This is a genomic window from Agromyces sp. NPDC004153 (assembly GCF_053603635.1).
In genome coordinates, this window is record NZ_JBSGFY010000001.1 from 494,882 (window position 1) to 515,916 (window position 21,035).

General features: G+C 71.1%; 26 protein-coding genes, 1 tRNA gene and 1 pseudogene. 17 read left to right on the top strand and 11 right to left on the bottom strand.

Going from position 1 to position 21,035, the window contains the following annotated elements; genetic code table 11:
• The first annotated feature begins 13 nt into the window (after positions 1-13).
• Both ACWEOH_RS02315 and ACWEOH_RS02320 read left to right on the top strand, forming a co-directional pair.
• Entirely contained in the window at positions 14-811 is a 798-nt protein-coding gene (locus ACWEOH_RS02315) for an SGNH/GDSL hydrolase family protein (RefSeq protein ID WP_452027894.1), read from the top strand.
• A complete protein-coding gene (locus ACWEOH_RS02320) occupies positions 808-1,701 on the top strand; it encodes an SGNH/GDSL hydrolase family protein (protein ID WP_452027896.1) in 894 nt (297 codons plus the stop codon). Before ACWEOH_RS02315 ends, ACWEOH_RS02320 begins: the two co-directional genes overlap by 4 nt.
• 65 nt (positions 1,702-1,766) lie before the next feature.
• Here ACWEOH_RS02320 and ACWEOH_RS02325 read toward each other — a convergent pair.
• From ACWEOH_RS02325 to topA, 5 genes are all read right to left on the bottom strand, one after another.
• Positions 1,767-1,839: transfer RNA gene (locus ACWEOH_RS02325), tRNA-Thr, on the bottom strand.
• Between the two features lie 78 nt (positions 1,840-1,917).
• Positions 1,918-3,477, bottom strand: a complete 1,560-nt coding sequence (locus tag ACWEOH_RS02330; protein ID WP_452027898.1) for an alpha/beta hydrolase — start codon at positions 3,475-3,477, stop codon at positions 1,918-1,920.
• The gene (locus ACWEOH_RS02335) at positions 3,474-4,643 is read right to left on the bottom strand and encodes a DNA polymerase III subunit delta' (protein WP_452027900.1); all 1,170 of its coding nucleotides are present in this window, start codon (positions 4,641-4,643) and stop codon (positions 3,474-3,476) included. Before ACWEOH_RS02335 ends, ACWEOH_RS02330 begins: the two co-directional genes overlap by 4 nt.
• Before the next feature lie 44 nt (positions 4,644-4,687).
• Positions 4,688-5,308, bottom strand: coding sequence for a dTMP kinase (gene tmk / locus ACWEOH_RS02340; RefSeq protein ID WP_452027902.1), 621 nt, complete (start codon positions 5,306-5,308; stop codon positions 4,688-4,690).
• On the bottom strand, positions 5,305-8,091 hold the full coding sequence (gene topA / locus ACWEOH_RS02345) for a type I DNA topoisomerase (protein ID WP_452027904.1): 2,787 nt from the start codon (positions 8,089-8,091) through the stop codon (positions 5,305-5,307). The genes tmk and topA overlap by 4 nt, the downstream gene beginning before the upstream one ends.
• A gap of 205 nt (positions 8,092-8,296) precedes the next feature.
• On the opposite strand from topA, the gene ACWEOH_RS02350 reads away from it, so the two are divergent.
• Positions 8,297-8,533 (top strand): hypothetical protein, encoded by a 237-nt coding sequence (locus ACWEOH_RS02350; protein WP_148732086.1) that lies wholly within the window; start codon positions 8,297-8,299, stop codon positions 8,531-8,533.
• Positions 8,534-8,535: 2 nt separating this feature from the next.
• Here the strand turns inward: ACWEOH_RS02350 and ACWEOH_RS02355 are convergent, their stop codons facing one another.
• The 3 genes and pseudogenes from ACWEOH_RS02355 to ACWEOH_RS02365 form a co-directional block, all read right to left on the bottom strand.
• Positions 8,536-9,015 (bottom strand): Rv3654c family TadE-like protein, encoded by a 480-nt coding sequence (locus ACWEOH_RS02355; RefSeq protein ID WP_452027906.1) that lies wholly within the window; start codon positions 9,013-9,015, stop codon positions 8,536-8,538.
• The gene (locus tag ACWEOH_RS02360) at positions 8,907-9,215 is read right to left on the bottom strand and encodes a TadE family type IV pilus minor pilin (protein ID WP_452027908.1); all 309 of its coding nucleotides are present in this window, start codon (positions 9,213-9,215) and stop codon (positions 8,907-8,909) included. Before ACWEOH_RS02360 ends, ACWEOH_RS02355 begins: the two co-directional genes overlap by 109 nt.
• A 16-nt stretch (positions 9,216-9,231) precedes the next feature.
• Positions 9,232-9,339 (bottom strand): annotated as a pseudogene (locus ACWEOH_RS02365) (DUF4244 domain-containing protein); the annotation flags it as partial.
• A gap of 26 nt (positions 9,340-9,365) precedes the next feature.
• Between ACWEOH_RS02365 and ACWEOH_RS02370 the strand changes: the two are divergent.
• The 14 genes from ACWEOH_RS02370 to ACWEOH_RS02435 all read left to right on the top strand — a co-directional run bounded on the left by ACWEOH_RS02370 (position 9,366) and on the right by ACWEOH_RS02435 (position 17,623).
• Positions 9,366-10,844 (top strand): recombinase family protein, encoded by a 1,479-nt coding sequence (locus ACWEOH_RS02370; protein WP_452027910.1) that lies wholly within the window; start codon positions 9,366-9,368, stop codon positions 10,842-10,844.
• 28 nt (positions 10,845-10,872) lie between these two features.
• On the top strand, positions 10,873-11,085 hold the full coding sequence (locus ACWEOH_RS02375) for a hypothetical protein (RefSeq protein ID WP_452027912.1): 213 nt from the start codon (positions 10,873-10,875) through the stop codon (positions 11,083-11,085).
• Positions 11,086-11,722: 637 nt separating this feature from the next.
• Positions 11,723-11,851, top strand: a complete 129-nt coding sequence (locus ACWEOH_RS02380) for a hypothetical protein (protein WP_452027914.1) — start codon at positions 11,723-11,725, stop codon at positions 11,849-11,851.
• The gene (locus ACWEOH_RS02385) at positions 11,851-12,306 is read left to right on the top strand and encodes a hypothetical protein (protein WP_452027916.1); all 456 of its coding nucleotides are present in this window, start codon (positions 11,851-11,853) and stop codon (positions 12,304-12,306) included. The genes ACWEOH_RS02380 and ACWEOH_RS02385 overlap by 1 nt, the downstream gene beginning before the upstream one ends.
• The gene (locus ACWEOH_RS02390; RefSeq protein ID WP_452027917.1) at positions 12,306-13,547 is read left to right on the top strand and encodes a DUF3631 domain-containing protein; all 1,242 of its coding nucleotides are present in this window, start codon (positions 12,306-12,308) and stop codon (positions 13,545-13,547) included. Before ACWEOH_RS02385 ends, ACWEOH_RS02390 begins: the two co-directional genes overlap by 1 nt.
• A 5-nt stretch (positions 13,548-13,552) precedes the next feature.
• Complete coding sequence (locus tag ACWEOH_RS02395; protein WP_452027919.1) at positions 13,553-14,302, top strand: hypothetical protein; 750 nt, start codon at positions 13,553-13,555, stop codon at positions 14,300-14,302.
• Positions 14,303-14,305: 3 nt separating this feature from the next.
• Complete coding sequence (locus tag ACWEOH_RS02400) at positions 14,306-14,698, top strand: hypothetical protein (RefSeq protein WP_452027920.1); 393 nt, start codon at positions 14,306-14,308, stop codon at positions 14,696-14,698.
• Positions 14,695-14,988, top strand: a complete 294-nt coding sequence (locus ACWEOH_RS02405) for a hypothetical protein (protein ID WP_452027921.1) — start codon at positions 14,695-14,697, stop codon at positions 14,986-14,988. Before ACWEOH_RS02400 ends, ACWEOH_RS02405 begins: the two co-directional genes overlap by 4 nt.
• A gap of 74 nt (positions 14,989-15,062) precedes the next feature.
• Positions 15,063-15,281: a hypothetical protein gene (locus ACWEOH_RS02410; protein WP_452027922.1), complete on the top strand. Its 219-nt coding sequence runs from the start codon at positions 15,063-15,065 to the stop codon at positions 15,279-15,281.
• The gene (locus ACWEOH_RS02415; protein ID WP_452027924.1) at positions 15,278-15,958 is read left to right on the top strand and encodes a tail fiber domain-containing protein; all 681 of its coding nucleotides are present in this window, start codon (positions 15,278-15,280) and stop codon (positions 15,956-15,958) included. Before ACWEOH_RS02410 ends, ACWEOH_RS02415 begins: the two co-directional genes overlap by 4 nt.
• Before the next feature lie 32 nt (positions 15,959-15,990).
• The gene (locus tag ACWEOH_RS02420) at positions 15,991-16,218 is read left to right on the top strand and encodes a hypothetical protein (protein WP_452027926.1); all 228 of its coding nucleotides are present in this window, start codon (positions 15,991-15,993) and stop codon (positions 16,216-16,218) included.
• A complete protein-coding gene (locus ACWEOH_RS02425) occupies positions 16,215-16,379 on the top strand; it encodes a hypothetical protein (RefSeq protein WP_452027928.1) in 165 nt (54 codons plus the stop codon). The genes ACWEOH_RS02420 and ACWEOH_RS02425 overlap by 4 nt, the downstream gene beginning before the upstream one ends.
• A 401-nt stretch (positions 16,380-16,780) precedes the next feature.
• Positions 16,781-16,966, top strand: a complete 186-nt coding sequence (locus ACWEOH_RS02430; protein WP_452027930.1) for a hypothetical protein — start codon at positions 16,781-16,783, stop codon at positions 16,964-16,966.
• Positions 16,967-17,035: 69 nt separating this feature from the next.
• A complete protein-coding gene (locus tag ACWEOH_RS02435; protein ID WP_452027932.1) occupies positions 17,036-17,623 on the top strand; it encodes a hypothetical protein in 588 nt (195 codons plus the stop codon).
• Positions 17,624-17,649: 26 nt separating this feature from the next.
• Here the strand turns inward: ACWEOH_RS02435 and ACWEOH_RS02440 are convergent, their stop codons facing one another.
• The 3 genes from ACWEOH_RS02440 to ACWEOH_RS02450 form a co-directional block, all read right to left on the bottom strand.
• The gene (locus ACWEOH_RS02440) at positions 17,650-18,225 is read right to left on the bottom strand and encodes a hypothetical protein (protein ID WP_452027934.1); all 576 of its coding nucleotides are present in this window, start codon (positions 18,223-18,225) and stop codon (positions 17,650-17,652) included.
• A 275-nt stretch (positions 18,226-18,500) separates the two neighbouring features.
• The gene (locus ACWEOH_RS02445; RefSeq protein ID WP_452027936.1) at positions 18,501-19,505 is read right to left on the bottom strand and encodes a type II secretion system F family protein; all 1,005 of its coding nucleotides are present in this window, start codon (positions 19,503-19,505) and stop codon (positions 18,501-18,503) included.
• Positions 19,502-20,650 (bottom strand): TadA family conjugal transfer-associated ATPase, encoded by a 1,149-nt coding sequence (locus tag ACWEOH_RS02450; RefSeq protein WP_452027938.1) that lies wholly within the window; start codon positions 20,648-20,650, stop codon positions 19,502-19,504. Before ACWEOH_RS02450 ends, ACWEOH_RS02445 begins: the two co-directional genes overlap by 4 nt.
• Positions 20,651-21,035: the final 385 nt, after the last annotated feature.

The following is a 21,035-nucleotide window of genomic DNA, read 5'->3' on the forward strand; positions in this document are numbered from 1 at the left end:
CTACCCTCCGTGCATGACAACGCTGTCGAGTTCCCGGCGTCTCGCGACGCTCGCCGGCGCTTCGATCCTCGTCGCCTCGGCGACGGTCTTCGGCGCTCTGCCCGCCCACGCGGCACCCGGTGGCCCGGGCCCCTCCCCCGACAAGTCGTCCTACGCCGCCCTGGGCGACTCGTACGCCGCCGGCGTCGGCGGCGGCGACTACCTCGACCCGTGCCTCACGAGCCCGAACGGCTACGCGGCCGATCTCGCCGATGATCCCGGCCGGGCCCAGCACTCATCGCTGCGCGGCTGCGTCGGTGCCACGGTCGACGACGTCGCGGCGGACCAGCTCGGCGGACTCGACCTGCGAACCCGGCTCATCACGTTCACGGCCGGCGCCAACGACCTCGGCCTCGAGGCGGTCACGATCGCCTGCCTGACCGGCACTCCGGAGCAGTGCCAGGCCGCCGTGCAGGCCGCCCTGGCGAACCTGACCCCGCTCGCTCAGGACCTCGTCACGACCTTCGCGACCGTCCGCGCGTCCGCGCCGAAGGCGACCGTCGTGGTCACGGGCTATCCGCTCCTGCTCGACCCGACCATCCCGCAGTCGGCGTTCGTGAACGCCGGCGTGCTGCAGCTGAACGCGACCATCTCCGGTGCGGTCAACGCCGCAGGGCCCGGCTTCGAATACGTGGACGTCGTCGACGCCTTCGCCGGTCACGGCATCGGATCGGCCGACCCGTGGATCATCCCGCCGCCTTCGCTCGAGGCGTTCCACCCGACCCCGGCCGGGTACCTGGCATACGCGAACACGATCCGGGCCGCACTGTGATCCGCGCGGAACGCGAGTCGGCGACGCGTCGGCTCGCCCTGATCGGCGCCGCGCTCCTCGCCGCCGCAGCGCTCGCCCTCGGCGCAGCGGTCGCAGGTCCAGCGGATGCCGCGACGGCGGCCGTCTCGGCCGGCAAGCCCGACAAGCCCGGCAAGCCCCCGGGCGGTGGAGGCGGCGGCTCGGGCGGCGGCGGGACCACGGAACTCGAGTACGCCGCGGTCGGCGACTCGTTCGCCGCCGGAACCGGCGCGCGGCCGTACCTCGACACCGCCTGCAACCGCAGCTCGCTCGGCTATCCGAAGCTGCTCGACGCCGATGCGAACCTCCGGCTCACGGCGTTCCCGGCCTGCACCGGCGCCTCCACCGCGATCGTGATCTCCTCGCAGGTGCCGGCGATCCCGACGACTGCGAAACGCGTGACGCTTACCGCGGTCGGCAACGACGTCGGGTTCTCGACGGTCATGCAGAACTGCTTCGTGTTCGTCGTCACGAGCTCGTGCCAGTCGAGCCTCGCCAACGCCGAGACCCTCATCGCGAACGGCACGGTGGCGGCGAACGTCGCGGCGGCGGTGCAGGCGATCCGCGCGCGGGCGCCCGAGGCGAAGGTCGTGGTGACGGGGTATCCGCTGCTCTTCGACGAGCCGAGCGGCTACCAGTGGGCGGCGCGCGTGAACGTCGACACCGCGGCGCTGAACGACGCCGTGGCGGCCGCGGCGGCGGCGAACGGCGCCGTGTTCGTCGACGTCGAGGCCGCGTTCGCCGGGCACGGCATCGGCAGCCGGAACGCGTGGATCAACGACTGGTCCTGGTTCGACATGACGGCCGGCTTCCACCCGAACGCCACGGGCTACTCGGCGTACGCGACCGAGATCCGGAAGGTCATCGGCTGATCGTCGACGTTGCGTCGCACCGACGACGAAGGGCCCGGATCGCTCCGGGCCCTTCGTGTCTCGCGAGCCGCCTGAGGGAATCGAACCCTCGACCTATTCATTACGAGTGAATCGCTCTGCCGACTGAGCTAAGGCGGCGTGGCATCCGTCTCGCCTGGGCGATCCGGCTGGCACGAGAGTCTATGTTAGCGGGTTTCGCGAGCGTCGTTGACCACGTCAGCAGCGCGGGTCGCCGACAGGGACGGTTCCGTCGATGAGGTAGGTCTCGACGGCGTCACTGACGCAGGCGTTGGACTTGTTGTAGGCCGTGTGCCCCTCGCCCTGGTAGGTGACGAGCACGCCGCTGTCGAGCTGGTCGGCGAGCGAGACCGCCCAGTCGTAGGGCGTGGCGGGGTCGCCCGTGGTGCCGACCACGAGGATGGGCGCCGCGCCGGCCGCATGGATCTCGCCGCGCTCCCGGTCGCCCTGGTACGGCCACTGGTTGCAACTCAGGTCGCCGAAGCCGAAGTACGGACCGATCGTCGGGGCGGCCTGTGCGATGGCGGCCGCCTTCTCGCGCATGACCTCCACGTCGGACTGGTAGGTGTAGTCGAGGCAGTTCACGGCGCGGAACGCCTCGGTCGAGTTGTCGCGATACGTGCCGTCCTCGTTGCGCCCGTTGTACCCGTCGGCGAACGAGAGGGCGAGGTCGGCATCGCCGAGCATGACCGACTCGAGCATCTGGCTGAGGTACGGCCACGACTCGGGGCTGTAGAGCGGGTAGATGATCGCCGTGAGCAGCGTGTCGGCGCCGACCATGCGGCCATCCGAGCCGCGCAGGGGGCTCCGGTCGACCGAGGCGAGGAGATCGGCGACCTCCTGCATCGAGGCGTCGACCGAGCCGGTGAACGGGCAGTCGGTGCCGGTGAGGCAGTCCTCGAGGTAGGCGCGCAGGGCGTGCTCGAAGCCCACGGCCTGCGCCTGCGTGACCTCGGTGTCGCTCGCGGACGGATCGATCGCGCCGTCGAGCACCAGCCTCCCGACCTTGTCGGGGTAGAGGTCGGCGTAGGTGGCGCCGAGGAACGTGCCGTACGAGTACCCGAGGTAGTTGAGCTGCTGGTCGCCGAGGATCGCGCGCAGCAGGTCGAGGTCGCGGGCCGCGCTCACGGTGTCGACCTCGCCGAGCAGGTCGCCGGTCTGCTCGGCGCAGGCCGTGCCGAAGTCGCCGGCGGCATCGCCCACGAACTCGATCCACTCGTCGCTGCCGCGCTCGGCGGGCACGATGCCGTAGAGGTAGTCGTCCATCTGCGCCGCGTCGTAGCACTCGACCGCGGTCGAACGGCCGACGCCCCGCGGGTCGAAGCCGACGACGTCGAACCGCTCCTGCAGCGGCTGTCCGACGGCGTACTCGAGCGACTCGGCGATGAAGTCGTAGCCGGAGCCGCCCGGACCGCCGGGGTTCACGAGCAGGGAGCCGATGCGGTCGCCCGTCGCGACGTGCCGCACCAGGGCCAGCTCGACCTCGCCCTTGCCGGGATCGTCCCAGTCGAGCGGGGCCTTGGCAGTGGCGCAACCCAGCCCGTCGCCGCAGCGCTCCCACTCCAGCACCTGCGAGTAGAACGGCTGCAGGTCGGCGGCGACGTCCTCCCCGGTCGGCGTCGAGACCGGCTTCGACTGGTCGAGGAAGGTCGGCATGCACCCCGTGAGGGCGGCGAGCACCGCGAGGGCGACGGCGCCGATCCCCAGGCGGCGGGCACGCGGCATCGGGCCGCTCGTGCTCGGGCGTCGGTCGGTCATGCGGCTCCCCGTTCGTTCACGGTCGGGCGGATGGCACTGACGAGCATCGCCTCGAGGGCGAGTGCGGGCTGCACGTTCCCCTCGATGCGCTCGCGCGTCTCCTGGATGGCGTCGAGCGTCGCGAGCGTCTGCGCCGGCGTGGCGGATGCCGCGGCCCGGCGCATCGGCTCGGCGATCTCGCGATTGACGAGGTCGACCTCGGCGTCGAGCTGGATGAGCAGGACGTCGCGGTAGAGCGAGGCGAGGTCGACCAGGATGCGGTCGATGCCGTCGCGCAGGCTCCGGGTGGCGCGGCGCTTCTGGTCGTCCTCGAGCGCCTTCAGCTGCGGCCGGAGCGCAGCCGGCACGGCCTGTCCGGGCGCGAGCCCGAGCGAGTGCAGCGCGTGCGCGCGCTCCTCGGCGTCGCGGAGCTCGGTGATGGCCTTGGCGTCGTCGCCCGCGATCTCGAGGAAGCGCGCCGCGGTCGCGACCGCCGTGGCGGCCGAGCGCACGCCGAGCGCGAGCCGGAGCGTCTCGGCGCGACGCTCACGGGCCTCCTCGCTCGTGGCGAGGCGGTGGGCCATGCCGATGTGGCACTGGGCCTCGCGCGCCGATCGCTCGGCGAGCGCCTCGTCGACGCCGTCGCGACGCACGAGGAGCGCGGCGACCTCGGCGACGGTGGGCATCTGCAGGCGCACGGTGCGGACCCGGGAGCGGATCGTCGGGATCAGGTCGGCCTCGCTCGGCGCGCAGAGGATCCACACGGTGCGCTCGGGCGGCTCCTCGAGCTCCTTCAGGAGGAAGTTCGACGTCTGCTCGGTCATGCGGTCGGCGTCCTCGACGATGATGACGCGGTGCCGCCCGACCGACGGCGCGTAGTGGGAGCGCTTCACGATCTCGCGCACGTCGTCGCGCTTGATGATGACGCCCTCGGTGGCGAGCACGTGCAGGTCGGGATGGCTGCGCGCCTCGACCTGGATGCGGGTCGGCTCGTCGCCGTCGGGGTCGCCGGCGATGAGCGCGGTCGCGAACGCGTAGGCGAGGTTCGAGCGACCGGAGCCGGGCGGGCCCGTGATGAGCCACGAGTGGGTCATCTGCTGCGATGCGCCGCCGCCCGCGGCCGCCGCAGCGGCGCGGAACACGCCGATCGCGGGCTCCTGCCCCGTCAGCTCGTCCCACACGCTCACGCGACCACGCTACCCTCCGCTTCCGACCGTGGGCTGTGCGTCGCTCAGAGCAGGTCCGCGACCCGACCGCGGATGTCGCCGGCGATCTCGTCGACCGGCCGCGAGGCGTCGACGACGAGGAACCTGCCGGGCTCGGCCTCGGCGAGCGCGAGGTACGCGGCACGCACGCGGTCGTGGAACTCGGATGCCTCGGCCTCGAGCCGGTCGTAGCGGGTGCGCGACTCGTCGAGGCGCCCGCGCGCGGCATCCGCGTCGAGGTCGAGGAGGATCGTGAGGTCGGGCGCGAGCCCTTCGGTCGCCCACTCGGACAGGCCGCGCACGGCCTCGGGGTCGAGCACGCGGCCGACCCCCTGGTAGGCGACGGAGGAGTCGATGTAGCGGTCCTGGATCACGATCTCGCCGCGCTCGAGGGCGGGGCGCACGACCGTGGCGACGTGGTGCGCGCGATCGGCCGCGTAGAGCAGCGCCTCGGCTCGCGGCGAGATGTCGCCGCGGTGGTGCAGCACGATCTCGCGGATCTCGACGCCGACCTCGGTGCCGCCGGGCTCGCGGGTGCGCACCACGGTGCGCCCCTCGCCCGAGAGCCATTCGCGCAGGAGCTCGGCCTGCGTGGTCTTGCCGGAGCCGTCGCCGCCTTCGAGGGTGATGAAGACGCCGCGGCTCACACGTTGCTCTTCTTGGCGGGCGCCTTCTTCGCCGGCGCCTTCTTCGCCGTCGTGGTGCGCTTGGCGCGCGGCGCCGCGGGCCCCTTGTCGCGCTTGATCTGCAGCAGCTCGACCGCACGCTCGAACGTGATGTCCTCCACCGACTCCGCGCGCGGGATGGTGGCGTTCGTGGTGCCGTCGGTCACGTAGGGCCCGAACCGGCCGTCCTTCACCTTGATCGGCTTGCCGCTCACGGGATCGTCGTCGAACTCCTTCAGCGCGCTCGACGCCCGGCGGGCGCCGTACTTCGGCTGGGCGAACAGCTCGACCGCGCCCTCGAGGCCGATCTCGAAGATCGCGTCCTCGCTCGGCAGGGTGCGGGTGTCGGCGCCCTTCTTGAGGTAGGGCCCGTACCGGCCGTTCTGGGCGGTGATCTCGTCGCCCGACTCGGGGTCGAGCCCCACCACGCGCGGGAGGTCGAGCAGCTTCAGGGCGGTGTCGAGGTCGATCTCCTCGACCTGCATGCTCTTGAACAGCGACGCCGTGCGCGGCTTCGGTGCGGCGGCCTTCTTGGCACCGCGCTTGGGCTTGACGTCGACGACCTCGCCGGTCGCGGGATCGACCGCGGGCGCGGCCTCCTCGGGCTCGGGCTCGAGCTCGGTGACGTACGGTCCGAAGCGGCCGTCCTTGACGACGACCTGCTTGCCGTTCGCCGGGTTCTCGCCGAGCACGCGGTCACCCTGCACGGGCGCGTCGATCAGCTCCCGGGCCTTGGCCTCGGTGAGCTCGTCGGGCGCGAGGTCGGGCGGAAGGTTGACCCGGCGCGGCGCGGCGTCGGGCGCCGCATCGGGATCCACGGTCTCGAGGTACGGACCGTACTTGCCGATGCGGAGCGTCACGTCGGGCGCGATGCGCACCGAGTTGATCTCGCGGGCGTCGATGTCGCCGAGGTTGTCGACGACCTGGCGGAGCCCCCGGTGCGTGTCGGAGCCGAAGTAGAACCCGTTGAGCCAGTCGACGCGGTCGGCCTCGCCCGAGGCGATCCGGTCGAGGTCGTCCTCCATCTCCGCGGTGAAGTCGTACTCGACGAGGTCGCCGAAGTGCTCCTCGAGGAGGCGGACGACGCTGAACGCGACCCAGCTCGGCACGAGGGCCTGCCCGCGCTGCGTGACGTAGCCGCGATCGAGGATCGTGGAGATGATCGACGCGAACGTCGACGGACGGCCGATGCCGAGCTCCTCGAGTCGCTTCACGAGGCTCGCCTCGGTGTAGCGCGGCGGCGGGCTCGTCTCGTGGCCCTTCGCCTCGAGCTCGGCGAGGTCGAGCGCCTGGCCCTCCTTCAGCGGCGGCAGCTTGGCGTCGCCCGGAGCGTCGTCGGCGTTGCGCTCCTCGTCGCGGCCCTCCTCGTAGGCGGCGAGGAAGCCGCGGAACGTGATGACCGTGCCGCTGGCCGTGAACTCGGCGATGGTGCCGGCCACGGCGGCGGATGCCTCGGCGGGCGTCGCGGCATCCGCTGACGTGGGACCGACCTCGATCGTGACGGTCGCGGTCTGCCCCTTGGCGTCGGCCATCTGCGAGGCGACGGTGCGCTTCCAGATGAGGTCGTAGAGCTTGAACTCGCTGCCGCGGAGCACCTTCTCGAGCTCGGCGGGCGTGCGGAACACGTCGCCAGAGGGGCGGATGGCCTCGTGCGCCTCCTGCGCGTTCTTCGACCGGCTCGCGTAGGTGCGGGGCTGGTCGGGGATGGAGTCGGCGCCGTAGAGGGACGTGGCCTGCGTGCGGGCGGCCGTGATCGCCTGCTGCGACAGCGACGTGGAGTCGGTGCGCATATAGGTGATGTACCCGTTCTCGTACAGGGACTGCGCGACGCGCATCGTGTCACGGGCCGAGAGCCGGAGCTTGCGTGCGGCCTCCTGCTGCAGCGTCGAGGTCGTGAACGGGGCGGCGGGACGACGCGAGTACGGCTTCGACTCGACCTTGCTCACCCGGCGCGCGACCGCGTGGTCGCGCAGGGCGGCGGCCAGGGCGTGGGCCGTGGGCTCGTCGAGGACGACGGCCTTCCCCTTCAATCGGCCCGAGTCGTCGAAGTCCCGACCCGTCGCGACGCGCTCCCCGCCGAGGCGCACCAGGCGCGCCTCGAACGACGGCTCGCCGTCCACGGCGGATGGCGCGAACCGGCCGATGAGGTCCCAGTAGCCCGCAGCGACGAACGCGAGGCGCTCGCGCTCGCGGTCGACGACGAGGCGCGTGGCGGCCGACTGGACGCGCCCGGCCGACAACCCGGGCCCGACCTTGCGCCAGAGCACCGGCGACACCTCGTAGCCGTAGAGGCGGTCGAGGATGCGGCGGGTCTCCTGGGCGTCGACGAGCGCGGTGTCGAGCTCGCGCGTGTTGTCCTTCGCCTTCTGGATGGCGTCGCGGGTGATCTCGTGGAACACCATGCGGCGCACGGGCACCTTGGGCTTCAGCTCCTGAAGGAGGTGCCATGCGATGGCCTCGCCCTCGCGGTCCTCATCAGTGGCGAGCAGGAGCTCGTCGGCGTTCTTCAGGGCCCGCTTGAGCTCGGCGACCGTCTTCTTCTTCGCGTCCGAGACGACGTAGTACGGCTCGAAGTCGTGCTCGACGTCGACGGAGAACTTGCCGAGCGAGCCCTTCTTGAGCTCGGCCGGGAGGTTCTTCGGCTCGATGAGGTCACGGATGTGGCCGACCGAGGACAGCACCTCGTAGCCGTCGCCGAGGTACTGGGCGATCGACTTCATCTTGGTCGGCGACTCGACGATGACCAGTTTCTTCGCGCCTGACACCAGACTCCTCTTGTTCCGTGGATGGGAGAACGCACATCGTTGCCGCGCCCCCGAGCGGTGTGCCGTCGTCGTGCGGAGCGGTCCGCCGACAGCCACACCATACACATATCGACCGTGAGTGCACCCATTCTGCGCCGGTCGGACGCGGGTCGCGACGCCCCGACGGAGCCCTTGCAGTTCGCTGTGCGCGGAGGAGAATGGCGGCATGGACACCTCTTCCGCGAGCTCGTACACGGCGAAACTCATCGACGGTCCGCTCGAGGGGAAGACGGTCGCGACCGCCTTCCTCGAGACGGGCGATCCTCGCCCGCGCCTCGAGCTGAACACCGACAAAGGCAAGCACTACATCTACGCCCGGGCCGCGGGCCTCGAGTTCGGCGCCGAGGACGACGATCGTCCGACCGCCGTGGAGTACCGCTTCATCGAGACCGTCTTCGACTGAGCTCACGGGTCCCACCCCGGAGGGCCCGCCCTGGCGCCGGCTCGGAGTTCGACGGCGAACGACGAGACGGTGACGGTCACGGATGCCACGGGCCCGCCCGTCTCGCACGAGGCGAGCGCGGCGCCGTTGCGTGCTGCGATCCGCCCGGCGAGGTCGCAGGGCACGCCGGGCACGGCACCCGACAGCGCGTCCGCCGCGGCGAGCGCGGCCGCGTCGGCGGCGCCGGCGGCACGCTGGGACGCCGCGAACGCCGCGGTCACGGGCAGGACCATGGCCGCGAGCGCGACCGTCGCGCCGACGATCCCGACGGCGAGCACGGATGCCGCTCCCCCCTCGCCCGACGGAGCGCGTGGTGCTCTCGACGCCGCGGACGTCACAGTCCACCCGCCACCGCGCAGGACTCCGCGCGCAGCTCGATCGCCGCGAGCAGGCCCGACCCGTCGGCGCTCAGGGCGACGCACACGAATGGATCCTCGTGCCACGAGGACAGCCGCGCACCGCCCGAGACCCGATCGGCGATCGACCCCGCGGCGCCCTCCGACTCGCCCCGGCCGAGCGCTCGTGCGGCGTCGGCCGCCGCGTCCTCGAGCCGCACCTGCTGTGCGACGAGGAGCACGGCCGCGAGGCACGCCGCGAGCACGAGGGCGATCGCGGGCAGCGCGACGGCGAACTCGGCCGTCACGCTGCCCCGATCCCCGTCATCCGACCGTGAGCGCATTCCGCACGAGGTCGGTGAGGATGCCGCGCACCTCGTCGCCGCGGAGGATGACGACGAGCAGGCCCGCGAAGCCGACCGCCGCGACTGTCGGTGCTTTAGAGCATACTTCTTCCCATGACCCCGAAGACGCCGAAATTGCTGCGAGCCGCGATCTACGCACGGCAGTCGGTCGCCGAGCCTGAGGGCATCAAACGCCAAGTCGAAGCCTGCCGCCAGCTCGCCGAGTCCCGCGACTACACCGTCGTCGAGGTCTACGAGGACGACAATGTCAGCGGCTACAAGGCCCGCGGTGAGGGCACCGCCTTCTCGCGGATGCTCGACGACGCCCGCGCCGGGCGCTTCGACGTGCTCATCGTCCGCAAGCTCGACCGCCTCGGCCGGTCGCTCTCCGCACTGGAGCAGCTCAGCGCCGCCCGCGTCAACACCGTCACCACTGACGGCGCCCTCGACCTCGCGAGCCCGTCAGGGCGACTCGTCGCCAACGTGCTGACGTCGGTGTCGCGAGCCGAGAGCGAAATCAAGGCCGAACGCCGCGTCTTCGCCAACGCCGCACGACGGGCGACCGGCGTGCCGACGTCAGGCCGCGTGCCCTACGGCTACCGCTGGGTCACGACGAAGGAGCGCGCCGAGCGCGGCACCACCCAGGCCTACGAGCTCGACGACGAGCGTGAGGGCGACGTCAGGGCCATCTACGACGCCTTCCTCGCCGGCATCCCGCTCGGCTCCATCGCCCGCGACCTCAACGCAGCAGGCAAGCGCACCCACGGCACCAAGAGCCGCCCCGAGGGGTACCCGTTCCGCGTGTCGACGATCAGGCGCATGCTGCTTAGCCCCTACTACGCCGCGCGGCTGCCCATCCCCGACCCCACCGGAGAGCAGCGACCCTACGACCAGGACGCCGTCACGCTGGCGACCACCGAGGCTGGCGACTGGCCCGCCATCGTCACCGTCGAGGAATGGGAAGAAGCCAAGGCCCGCCTCGCGCACCCCGAGCGCAAGACCTCACCCGGCCCGACCCGCAAATGGCTGCTCTCAGGGCTCGCGGTGTGCGGCGTGTGCCGCGAGCCGATCCGCGCAGGCGGCGGCGAGCGCGGCGTGCAGAGCTACCGTTGCCGCAGCATGGCCCACTTCATGCGACGCGGTGCGCCCCTCGACGACTTCATCGAGCGCGTCGTCATCGCCCGCTTGTCGCGGCCCGACGCCGTCGACCTCCTCGCCGAGCGCGACCGCGCCGACACCGACGCGCTCAGGGCTGAGCGGCGGCGGCTTGAGGTGTCCATCCGCCAGGCAGGCGACGACGAGCAAGACGGCCTCATCGACCGCGCCGAGCGGGTGCGGCTCACCCGTCGCGGCAACGCCCGCATCGGCGAGCTCGATGAGCAGCTCAGGGCTGGCGTCGACACCAACGCGCTGGCCGAGGTGGTGGGCCAAGACGACGTCGCGGCGGCCTGGTACGCGCTACCGCTGAGCCGAAAGCGGGCCATCCTCGAAACGCTGGCGACCGTGGTGGTGCACAGCGTCGGTCAGGGCAACCGCCGCAACATGAGCGACGAAGCGATGGCCCGCACCGTCACCATCGAGTGGCACCACTAGGCGCCGGAGGATGCCCTACGCTCGGGCCATGACCGACATCTACTTTGGCGCGACCGTGACCACGAGAGCCGGCGAGGTCGGCGTCGTTGCACAGGAATGGGCGCACGACGTGCTCACGCTGCGCGTCGGTCGTGGCCGCGGCAGCGTCAAGGTCGTGGCCTTCCCCGTGCTTTTGGAGAGCGGCGAGGTGCGATTCTTCACTGCCGATTCCCTTGTCGTGAGCGAGCCGGATACGCCCTAATCGCGACAGTGGGCGCGGTGGTTATTGCGGCGTGCCCGGCGCGGTCGATGCTGGCGACGATGCTGCGGGGGCCGGCTCGAAAGCTTCGGCGGCCTGGCGCGCGCTCTGGGAAGGCGACGCAGCGGGGGCGGCCAGGGTGTCAAGTGCACGCGCACGAGCGATGGGTCATGGGTCGCGCCGTCACGACGTATCGGGTGACCGTGTGACCGATGTGACCGTGTTTCGCGTGAGCACGGGCGGGGCTACTCTCACCGCCTCTTCTATTTCTCTTAGGGAAGGAGGTAACAGCAGACAGTCGGCCACATGCCCCGAATCCCCGCCCGTGCACTTCTGACACACGGTCACATCGGTCACACGGTCACCAACTCGAACCCTTAGCGAGCTGAAATCGCCGTGCTAAGGAACAGCTTCACGTCAGTCGATGGTCGGCCAATGGGTTAAGTCCCTGATCAAGCGCTATTTTCTACTTGCACCCATCAACCGAATGCGTTAGGTTCGAGGTACCGGATCAAGGCGCTGCACATAGCCTCCGGGGCCGCGTTGCTCATGTGCGGTGGGGCGCATCGAAGCGCCACGGCCAACTAGGGCCGCGTACCGAACCAGATCGGCATCCCCTCTCCACAAGGGATCACCGATCATGGCTTCTGCCGACGACCTCGACCCCGAGGGCGTGCTCGCGCGCATCGCGCTCGTCGCACCGCCCCTGTCGCCCTCCCAGCGGGCCCGCCTCGCGGCGCTGCTCAAGCCGTCCCGAGGCGGCGCTTGATGGCCGGCACGCCCGAGCAGGGCCGGCGCGACGCTGAGAAGCGCTGGGCGAAGTACCGCGCGGAGCGAATCGCCGCGGGCCTGCCGCCGACGAAGACCGAGGAGAAGCGCCGCAAGCCCGACCGCCTCGATGACGTCGAGGTCGAGGCTTACTGGATCGAGACTGCCGAGCGCCTTGGCCTCACGAACGGGCTGAGCCGTATCGCGCTGCGACGCCTCGCCAAGCGCCTGGCCGATGACGCGGTCGCCGAGGAGGCCCGCCGCGCCGTACTCGATGGGCCCGCTACGCCGCCCGTGGGCGATGACGCGATGCTTGAGGCCTTCTATCGGGGTGAGGCCGCTCGATGGCGGCAGCGGGCCGACCGCGACCGTCAGCGGGCATCCACGCACGACGAGTGGGCCGACGACGCTGAGGCTGCCCTGGTCGCGTTGCTCCAGCGGCAGGGGCGGCTCTGATGGGCAAGAAGGCGGCCAAGAAGGCGAAGCGGGCCGAGAAGTTCATGCGGGCCTGGAATTCGCCCGAGGTTGCCGAGCGCGTCAGGGTGGGCGAGCGCGAGCTCGCCGAGCGCCGCGTCGGCACGCTCGGCGAGGTGCGGCGCCAGATTCGCCGATTCGTCGTGCTGCCGAGCGAGCACCACGAGGTCGCCGTCACGCTGTGGGTCGCCCACACCCACCTCGTCGACCTCTTCGATTCGACGCCTCGCCTCTGGATTCACAGCCCCGAGCCTGGGTCGGGCAAGAGCCGCACCCTCGAAGTGCTCGCGAAGCTCGTGCACGACCCGGTCGAGACCATGAACACGTCGGTCGCCTTCCTCGCCCGGCGCATCGACGCCAGCGACCCGGCGCCGACCGTGCTTTTCGACGAGGTCGACACCCTGTTCGGAACGCGCGCCCGCGACGCCGCCGCCGAAGAGCTGCGGGGCATCCTCAACAGCGGCCACCGGCGCGGAGCGAAGTACAGTCGCGCCGCAGTGCGCGGCAAGGAGACCGTGCTGGAGGAATTCACGACCTTCGCCCCGGTCGCCATGGCCGGCCTCGGCGAGCTGCCCGACACCATCCGCACACGCTCGGTAGCGGTGCCCATGCGTCGCCGCGCCGGCGGCGAGGTCGTCGAGCCCTACCGCGAGCGCCAGAACGGCAGCGAGCTCGACGTCACCTGCACGCGACTGGAAGCCTGGGCCGACTCGGTGCGGCACTGCATCGGTAACCCGTGGCCCGAAATGCCCGACGGCATCACCGACCGCGACGCCGACGTCTTCGAGCCGCTCCTCGCGGTCGCCGACGCGGCGGGCGGTGACTGGCCGCGCCTGGCGCGTGAGGCCGCTGTCGATATCGTCGCCAGCTCGAAGGCGCGCCCGGCGTCGCTCGGCATCCGGCTCCTCGCCGACGTGCGCCGCATCCTCGACGGCCGCGAGCGTATCCGGTCGGTCGACCTCCTCGGCGAGCTCATCGCACTCGAGGATGCGCCCTGGATCGACCTCGGCGGCAAGGGCCAGATCGATGCCCGATTCATCGGCCGCCACTTCGACAGCTACGGCATCGTCGCCGCCCACACCATCCGCTTCGACGCCGGCGCCGGTGGCACCCACAAGGGCTGGCAGCGCAGCGACTTCGCCGACGCCTTCGCTCGGTACCTCCCCGATGCGGCGCCCGCTCTGACACACACGTTCGACCTCACCAACACCGACAAGGAGTAACCACCATGCGCAATGAAGACAGCATCCTGATCGATCGCACTTGGATCGACCTCCCGCCTGGCGCGCCAGCCAAGACGGCGGCAGCCCTCAAGGCGGCTCACGCTCTCCAGGAGCGCACGGCCGCAATCTGGGCTGAGCGCGCCCGCCTCGACCACGCCGTCGCTCAGGCAGAGGTCGACGAGGTGGCGCGCCGGGCGCGGGCACTGGCCGCCGGCGAAGAGCTCGCCGACACATCGCCGGTCGCAGAGCTCAGGGCCCAGCGCGAAGTCGCGGTCGCGAATGTGGCTGCAATCGACCAGGCGCAGCCGGTCGTGATCGCGGCGCTACGTCAGGCTGTCGCGGATGACCGCGAGGTCTGGTCGCTGTCGGCCGCAGCGAAGGCCGAGGCCGGTCTCAAGACCGCGGTCACGGCGCTCAGGATGGCCGAGCAGGCCTCGGTCGAGCTCAACGCCGGGCTGGGCGTGCTGCACATGTACGCCGAGCACGACGCGGGCGGCAGCCAGCTCGCCGTCGCGGTTGGCAGGGACAGCTACACCTTCGACCTCAGCGTCGCCCTTCAGAGCCTTCGCGAGGCGGTCGGCAAGGCTCGCGACGAGCTCGACCGTCTCAAGCCCGTCAAGCGACGCAAGGGCAAGAAGGGCGCCGCAGATGAGCCGGAAGTCGAAGCCGAGGGCGACGAGGCCGAGCCTCCCACCGCGGCACGCAAGCCACCCCCGATCTTCGACCAGGCCGACGACAACTGGATGGAGGACTGAGCCATGAGCATTACGACCGAACCGACGCCCGTCGACGGCTTCGAGCCGGGCCTCGACGACGAGCTCGCTGAGGACTTCGAGCCGGAATCGCTCGGCGCCCAAGTCATGCACCGCCTCATTCGCGGCGCGTCGCGGCCTGCAATCGCCGAAGAGCTCGACCTCGCTCTCGCAACCGTGCACCGCGAGGTTGCCATCCTCACCCGCGAGCACAACGGCGCACGCGGGTCATACGCCGAACGCCTGGCGCTCGTGCACTGGCGCATCGATGACGCGATCCAGCGGGCCTACCGCATGGTCGAAGAGGCCGACTCGGTCGCGGTGCTGGCCGTCCTGGTCGAGCTGGCCCGGCTCGACCTTCAAGTGCTCGTCAACGTAGAGAGCGGGCGAGCACGATGAGCCGGCCGCGGCGTCACGACTTCGACTCGGATGCCGACTTCTACCTTGGTGCGCTCCACTGGCTCGGCACCAAGTGGCCGGGTCACGAGAACACCGCCAAGCGGGCAGCCAAGTGGGTCGAGCTCGCCCAGCAGGCGCAGCATGACCGGCTCGCCGACCTCCTCGTGCGCGACCCCCTGACCGAGGCCGAATGGGCCGAGATGGACGCGCTCATGGCCGCCTACCGCCACCGTTGCCGCATATCACGCACCAACGACACCAACGCAACGAAGAAGGGAAAGAAGCGATGACCAGTAGCAACAGCGCACGCCAGGCGGCCTGGGCCACGCGGGTTGGCGCCCGCAATAGGGCTTACCAGGAGTCCATGGAGCCCGAGCCGAGCGGCGAGCCCACCGCCTCAGAACGGCAGGCGGCGAGAAGCCGCGGCACGACCCGCCGTCACCGCGACGCCGAGCAAAGCGACCAGCAGCAGCCCACCCGCCGCAACCGGGCGTCGGTCTCAGGCACGGCCGGCGACGGCGACGTGCGCCGCAAGCCGGCGCTCAGCACCAGCGAGATTCAGGCACGGGGGGCGCGCTCATGAGCCTCGACCCGCGCACCCCGGTCGACGACATCCAGCGTCTGGCCTACGAGCTCCAGTCGCTTCGCGACCGGATCGATGACCTGGCGGCGAACAGCGGCACCGCCGCCTACCGCTCGGTCGACAAGCTCACCGCGCTCATCACAGACATCCAAGCGCAGCTCGACGACTACATCGCCAACGACGCCTACAACAAGGCCCAGGTCGACGCGCTCATCGAGGCGCCGCCCGGCAATGTCGCCATCGCTGGCAACCTCTCGGTCGCTGGTCAAGTGCGGATGCCCAATGTGCCCGTCACGGTGCTGACCACGTCCTACTTCGCGACCTACGCCTCGACGAGCGACGGCGGCCGCGTCGGGCACGTGCCCTCGTCACGTCGCTACAAGCGGGACGAGGCCGCCGCTGAGCTCGACCCCGCGACCATCCTGGCGCTCCAGCTCGTCACGTTCCGGTACATCGCCGCCGTCGAAGAGCTCGGCGACGATGCTGACGTCGAGCTCGGCCTCATCGCCGAAGACGTCGCCGAGCTCGGCCTCGACTGGCTCGTCTACCGCGACGCCGAAGGCCAGCCCGCCGGCATCCGGTACGAACGCCTCGCGCTCGCGCTCCTCCCGCTCGTGCAAGACCATGAGCGCCGCCTGGCGGCCCTTGAGCGGGCGGCGAGACAGCCAATCCTCTAGCCCCTGACCCTCACAGCGAAAGGAAAGAACCGATGAACCAGTGGACATTCAGGATCAAGCCGTGGAACCCCGAGGCGCACGACGTCGACGAGCACAAGCGGCGCGCGAAGGTGTACATCGAGCACGGCGGAATCGGGCTGTGGCGTGGCGACACCGTCGGGATGAGCGGGCCCGAGGTCGTGGAGCACCCCGACGGCTCGGCCTCGGTGACCTACACCTACACGCCGCCCGCGCCGCCACCCACTCTGGGTGACCGATGAGCCCCCTCAAGGGTCACCACCCCGCCCGCCCCGGCGTGCAGGACCCAGCCAAGCGAGAAACGGTGCTCCTCCGACTTGAGGCGCAGGCGCAACGGGTTCACGAGCGCATCGTCACGCGACGCAAGCGCGAGGCGGCCAAGCGACGGCGCGAACTCGACTAGCAAGAGACCCCGCGGCGGCCTTCCTTCACGCCGCGGTCATCGGGCCGATTGGGTGCGGCCCGGCCAGAGCCCCCGGTTGCGCTGACCGGGGGCTCTGGCATGCACGTGAGCGCGTAGCACTCGCGACACCGCGACTCGCCCGCGGCGCCGGCCGCGGCGTGGGTGGGTCGCCGTAGCATCGATAGCACCAGCCACCGACATTCGCAGCAATGCGAGCGCCTCTGGTCGGTTCCAGGGAGCGGGCGGCGCTCCGCTCAGGGCGAACAACCCCCCGCGGATTTACGCTCACTGTCACTCTGGAAGAGCACGAAAGCCCGCCATTACGGCGAGCTCTCGTCAAGGAATCTGTTCGATTACCCCCGGATTGCAGTCCGGGCTAGGAATCCCAAGGAGGGATGCCTATGGGTACCCATAATACGGGTAAATCAGGGAAGGGCGGCAAACCCGCGCCCACACATCGCGTCGACGGCAAGTTCATTGCCGGCGTAAAGGCGCTCACCGCGTTCGTGAAGGCGGCAGCCGTCTTCGTTGGCGCGCTCTCTACCCTCGCGGTAGTCACCCTAGCGCTGCTGAAGATGCTGCTCTAGCGATGTGCCCCACCGACGTCCCCGTCGAGGAGATTGAAACCTCGGCGGGGCGTTCGGCATGCTTGCCGGATGGGGCAGCCATGGACAGTCATCATCGACGTCGGGACCGTCGCCGAATGGGTCGGCGCAATCGGCGGCATTGCGACCGCGGGCATCGCGCTCTTCCTGCTCGGTCAGGGTCTGTATGACCGGCGCGAGGATCGACGCGAGCGCAGGCGGAAGCAGGCTCAGCGTGTGTGGATTTCGTATCCGACCCGCACGAAGGTCGAGCCGAGCGGCTTCACGGGCATGGGTAGGCCCACGACCGAGCTCAGGACCGAGACCACGGAAGTGACGAACGGGAGCAACGACGTCATCAGTGATGTGACCGTGACTATCCACGAGCTCGACGGGAAGGGGTTCCCACTTCCTGCCGTCGCCACGGAACATCGCGTTCGGATGCAGCCAGGCGAGAGCTGGGATATCTCACGGGAGAGCGAACACCCCCGCAACCCCAACCCGCCCGCCGACTGGTTGGTGCAATGGGTGCCCATCCTCGCCTTCGAGGACGCAAACGGGGTGCGCTGGAACCGAAACGCCCGCCACGAGCTCAGCGAAGGCGAGCCAGACCTCCCTACGGCGGCAGGCACACGCGTCGTCAGGCCGGTGCAGCGCTGAAGTCAGCGCCGAGCGGCCTTGCCCTTCTAGTGCGGCTCGATGGGCTCCTCGCCGAGACTGATGAGCATGGCATTGAGCTCCTCGGTGACCGCGTCGTGGTGCACCTTGGCGAGCGGGCCCCGGCCGGCGCGGGCCAGCATGGCGTTGAGCTCCTCGGTGACGGCTTCATCGTTGCTCACGTCGACCTTGGCTTCAGCGGGCGAGTCGAGACCGAGCAGCTTGCGACGTGACTCACCGGCCTTGAGGAAGCGGTCGACGGCCTTGTCGTCGAAGCTGCCCGCCGCGGCGGCCTTCTCCATCGCGGCGCGGGCGTAGCGCTGCACCATGTCGAGGTCGGTGAGCTCGCGCTCGCGATGCTCCTCGACGTGCATGACCTCCACCTCGGCCATCCGGTCGCGGTAGCCGCCCACGAGCGACTTGAGGCGGTGCTCGCTGACGTCGTAGCCCAAGCCGCCGTCAGCCTCAGGCCTGGCGACGAGCTCGCGCATCTGGGCGTAGCTGCGGTGCTCCAGGCGTCGCTCATACGCCCAGCGCTGCTCGGTCATCACCTTGACGGCGATGAGCTCGGTTGCTTCGCTCGTCCCGCGCTTCTTCTTCGACATCGGCAATCCTTCAAATCGGCCTTATCTGATCGACAGTAGCCATCGTGGCGACGGCGTACTCGGCGGTCGCAGCACCGCGTTCGCCCGAGAGGCGCCGGAGCATCCGATGCACGCACCCGGAGGCACGGGCGCACGGTGCGGCGGCGGGTGACGCCGGCGCGCGGCCGGCGACGGGGGCGACGGTGGGCGGCGCGTCGCCGGGATGATGGTGCATGGTGGTGTTCCTTCCTTCTTGCGCCGGGTGACCGGCGGGCGGGCGGCACGAGTCGGGATCGTCATGCGGCACCGCCGAGGGTGCCCGTCACGACGGAGACGATGAGCGGCACGACGCCGAGCAGCACGAAGGCGGGCAGCACGCAGACGCCGAGCGGCAGCATGAGGCGCACGCCGAGCGCCGCGGCGCGGGCTGCGCCGTCGGCCCGAGCGGACCGTCGTCGGCGCGCCGCCTCGGCGCGGAGGAGGTCGGCCACGGGAGCGCCCGCTCGCGCGGCGACGGCGATCACGCCGTCGATGTCGTCGGCCACGGATGCGGCGGTGCCGCCGACTGATGCCAGCGCCTCCCGGACGATGGCGCGGGCGCGCTCGACGGCGGCGCCGCCCGACAGGGCCATGGCTACGAGCTCGAGCTCGAGCCCGCGCTCCGCCTCGGACGAGGTCGCCCGCGCCACGAGCGAGCGGCTCCATCGGCGCCCCGCCCAGAGGAGGAGGACGCCGCCGCCGACGCAGGCGACGCCGAGCGGGTTCCCGAAGAGCACCCCGACCGTGTCGAACCCGAAGGCCGCCCCGAACACCACCGCGATGAGCGGGAGCGCCAGCACCAGCCGGGCGCTCGAGACGGGGCCGGCGAGCGCGGTGCCGACCTCGCGACGCAGCTGCGCCTCGTCGCGCAGCGCGCCGGCCAGCTCGCGCAGGCCGGACGCGAGCGGGGCGCCGGACTCGACCGCGACCTCCCAGGCCGCGCCGAGGATCGCCCATCGCGTGGACGTGCGCGACGCGCCGGCACGGGCGGACGCGATCGCGGCGGGAACGGACGCGCCGCCGGCGGCCGCCGCCGCGGCCGCGCGCAGCACCGCGACGTCGTCGTCGTCACCGGCAACGCCCGCGTCGGTGGGACCGACGTCGACGTGCGACCACGCGACCGACGCGGGCACGCCCGCCGACAGCAGCACCGCGAGCCGCTCGGCGATCGCCGCGACGGCGTCGAGCTCAGCCGCCGGATCCCGCTGCCGGCGTCGCAGCCGGGTCGCGACCCGACTGCGCAGGCTCGTGGCCGCCGTCATTGCGGCACCACCCCGAGTCGCCTGTCGCGTATGGCGAAGCGTCCGATGCCGGCGAGCCGGCGGCGCCCGTCGACCCGCTCGACGTGCAGCACGAGGTCGAACGCGCTCACCGCCTGCCGTGCGACCGCGTGCGCGTCGAGCCCGGCCGCCGATCCGAGGGCCTCGAGCCGCGCGGGGACGTCGTCGAGGGAGTTCGCGTGGAGCGTGCCGGCACCGCCGTCGTGGCCGGTGTTGAGCGCGGAGAGCAGCTCGCGCAGCTCGGCGCCGCGGCACTCGCCCACGACGAGTCGGTCGGGGCGCATGCGCAGGGCCTCGCGCAGCAGCGCGTCGAGCCCGAGCCGGCCGCTGCCCTCGAGGTTCGCCTGGCGTGCCTCGAGGGACACCACGTGCGGATGGTCGACCGCGAGCTCTGCGACGTCCTCGATGAGCACGATGCGATCGCGGGGATCGGCCTCGGACAGCAGGGCCGCCAGCAGGGTGGTCTTGCCCGCGCCGGCCGCGCCGGTGACGAGCAGGTTGCGCCGCGTCGCGACCGCGTCGCGCAGCATCGCCTCCTGGCCGGGATCGAGCATGCCGGCCGCGGCGAGCGCGCGCAGCGGGAAGCCGGCGACGCGCGGCACCCGGATGGAGATGACCGTGCCCCGCGTGGAGACGGGCGGCAGCACGGCATGCACCCGCACGCCGCCGCCCAGCCGGACGTCGACGGCGGGGGTCGCCTCGTCGATGTGACGGCCGCCCCGCGCGATGAGCCGGATCGCGAGCGCGCGCACCTCGTCTTCTGCGGCCGACCACGCGGGCTCGCGCTCCGCACCGGAGCCGCGGTCGATCCAGAGCCCGCGGTCGCCGTTCACGAAGAGGTCGGTCACCGGGCCGGCGGCGGCGAACGGCGCGAGCGGCCCGAGGAGCGAGAGGTCGGGTCGGGCGGCGGGGTCGGGTCGGGCGACGGGCGAGGCGCCGAACGTCTGCGCGCCCGCGTCGCTCGGGACATCGGGCTCCCCCGCTGCACCCGGGCGCACCGCACCGGAGGTGCCCGCAGCATCTGAGCCGACCGCGCCGCCGACCGCACCGGCGAGCCACGCGACCTCGGCGGCATCGGACGCCGAGGATCGGAGCCAGGACGGCGTCGCGACGAACGGGGTGGTCATGCGACGACCGTACGGTCGGCGGCATCCGCGTGAACGAGCGCGGCAAGCGGCTGGGGAGAGGAGCCTCCCCCACGTCGTTGTGGAGGAGGACTCGTCTCGGATGCTTCGCTCCCGAAGGATGCGCTGCCCTTAAACGAAAGGGGGCGGCACCCATTGGGGGGAACAGGTGCCGCCTCGGCAGCGCAAGGATTGGGGGGAATCGCGAGCGCTGCAGGCCTCGAAACGAGTGTTCGGGCGGTACCCAGTGTATGGCTTCAGGAAGGATGCGCAAGCATTATTTGTCCTCATTTGTGCGGACGTACAGATTTCTCTGCGCAAAGGCACAGTAACCGCTCCCACGGGCGCTCGGAAGAGCATGCGACCCGGTGTGACCCACCCGTTACGA

Excerpts from the sequence above, each read along its gene's own strand:
- ACWEOH_RS02375 (WP_452027912.1), top strand. The coding sequence starts at position 10,873 with ATGACCGACATCTACTTTGGCGCGACCGTGACCACGAGAGCCGGCGAG.
- ACWEOH_RS02350 (WP_148732086.1), top strand. The coding sequence starts at position 8,297 with ATGGACACCTCTTCCGCGAGCTCGTACACGGCGAAACTCATCGACGGT.
- ACWEOH_RS02405 (WP_452027921.1), top strand. The coding sequence starts at position 14,695 with ATGAGCCGGCCGCGGCGTCACGACTTCGACTCGGATGCCGACTTCTAC.
- ACWEOH_RS02415 (WP_452027924.1), top strand. The coding sequence starts at position 15,278 with ATGAGCCTCGACCCGCGCACCCCGGTCGACGACATCCAGCGTCTGGCC.
- ACWEOH_RS02445 (WP_452027936.1), bottom strand. The coding sequence starts at position 19,505 with ATGACGGCGGCCACGAGCCTGCGCAGTCGGGTCGCGACCCGGCTGCGA.
- ACWEOH_RS02380 (WP_452027914.1), top strand. The coding sequence starts at position 11,723 with ATGGCTTCTGCCGACGACCTCGACCCCGAGGGCGTGCTCGCGCGCATC.
- ACWEOH_RS02435 (WP_452027932.1), top strand. The coding sequence starts at position 17,036 with ATGGGGCAGCCATGGACAGTCATCATCGACGTCGGGACCGTCGCCGAA.
- ACWEOH_RS02425 (WP_452027928.1), top strand. The coding sequence starts at position 16,215 with ATGAGCCCCCTCAAGGGTCACCACCCCGCCCGCCCCGGCGTGCAGGAC.
- ACWEOH_RS02450 (WP_452027938.1), bottom strand. The coding sequence starts at position 20,650 with ATGACCACCCCGTTCGTCGCGACGCCGTCCTGGCTCCGATCCTCGGCG.
- ACWEOH_RS02410 (WP_452027922.1), top strand. The coding sequence starts at position 15,063 with ATGGAGCCCGAGCCGAGCGGCGAGCCCACCGCCTCAGAACGGCAGGCG.
- ACWEOH_RS02385 (WP_452027916.1), top strand. The coding sequence starts at position 11,851 with ATGGCCGGCACGCCCGAGCAGGGCCGGCGCGACGCTGAGAAGCGCTGG.
- ACWEOH_RS02430 (WP_452027930.1), top strand. The coding sequence starts at position 16,781 with ATGGGTACCCATAATACGGGTAAATCAGGGAAGGGCGGCAAACCCGCG.
- ACWEOH_RS02370 (WP_452027910.1), top strand. The coding sequence starts at position 9,366 with ATGACCCCGAAGACGCCGAAATTGCTGCGAGCCGCGATCTACGCACGG.
- ACWEOH_RS02315 (WP_452027894.1), top strand. The coding sequence starts at position 14 with ATGACAACGCTGTCGAGTTCCCGGCGTCTCGCGACGCTCGCCGGCGCT.
- ACWEOH_RS02395 (WP_452027919.1), top strand. The coding sequence starts at position 13,553 with ATGCGCAATGAAGACAGCATCCTGATCGATCGCACTTGGATCGACCTC.
- ACWEOH_RS02400 (WP_452027920.1), top strand. The coding sequence starts at position 14,306 with ATGAGCATTACGACCGAACCGACGCCCGTCGACGGCTTCGAGCCGGGC.
- ACWEOH_RS02330 (WP_452027898.1), bottom strand. The coding sequence starts at position 3,477 with ATGACCGACCGACGCCCGAGCACGAGCGGCCCGATGCCGCGTGCCCGC.
- ACWEOH_RS02390 (WP_452027917.1), top strand. The coding sequence starts at position 12,306 with ATGGGCAAGAAGGCGGCCAAGAAGGCGAAGCGGGCCGAGAAGTTCATG.
- ACWEOH_RS02420 (WP_452027926.1), top strand. The coding sequence starts at position 15,991 with ATGAACCAGTGGACATTCAGGATCAAGCCGTGGAACCCCGAGGCGCAC.
- ACWEOH_RS02440 (WP_452027934.1), bottom strand. The coding sequence starts at position 18,225 with ATGTCGAAGAAGAAGCGCGGGACGAGCGAAGCAACCGAGCTCATCGCC.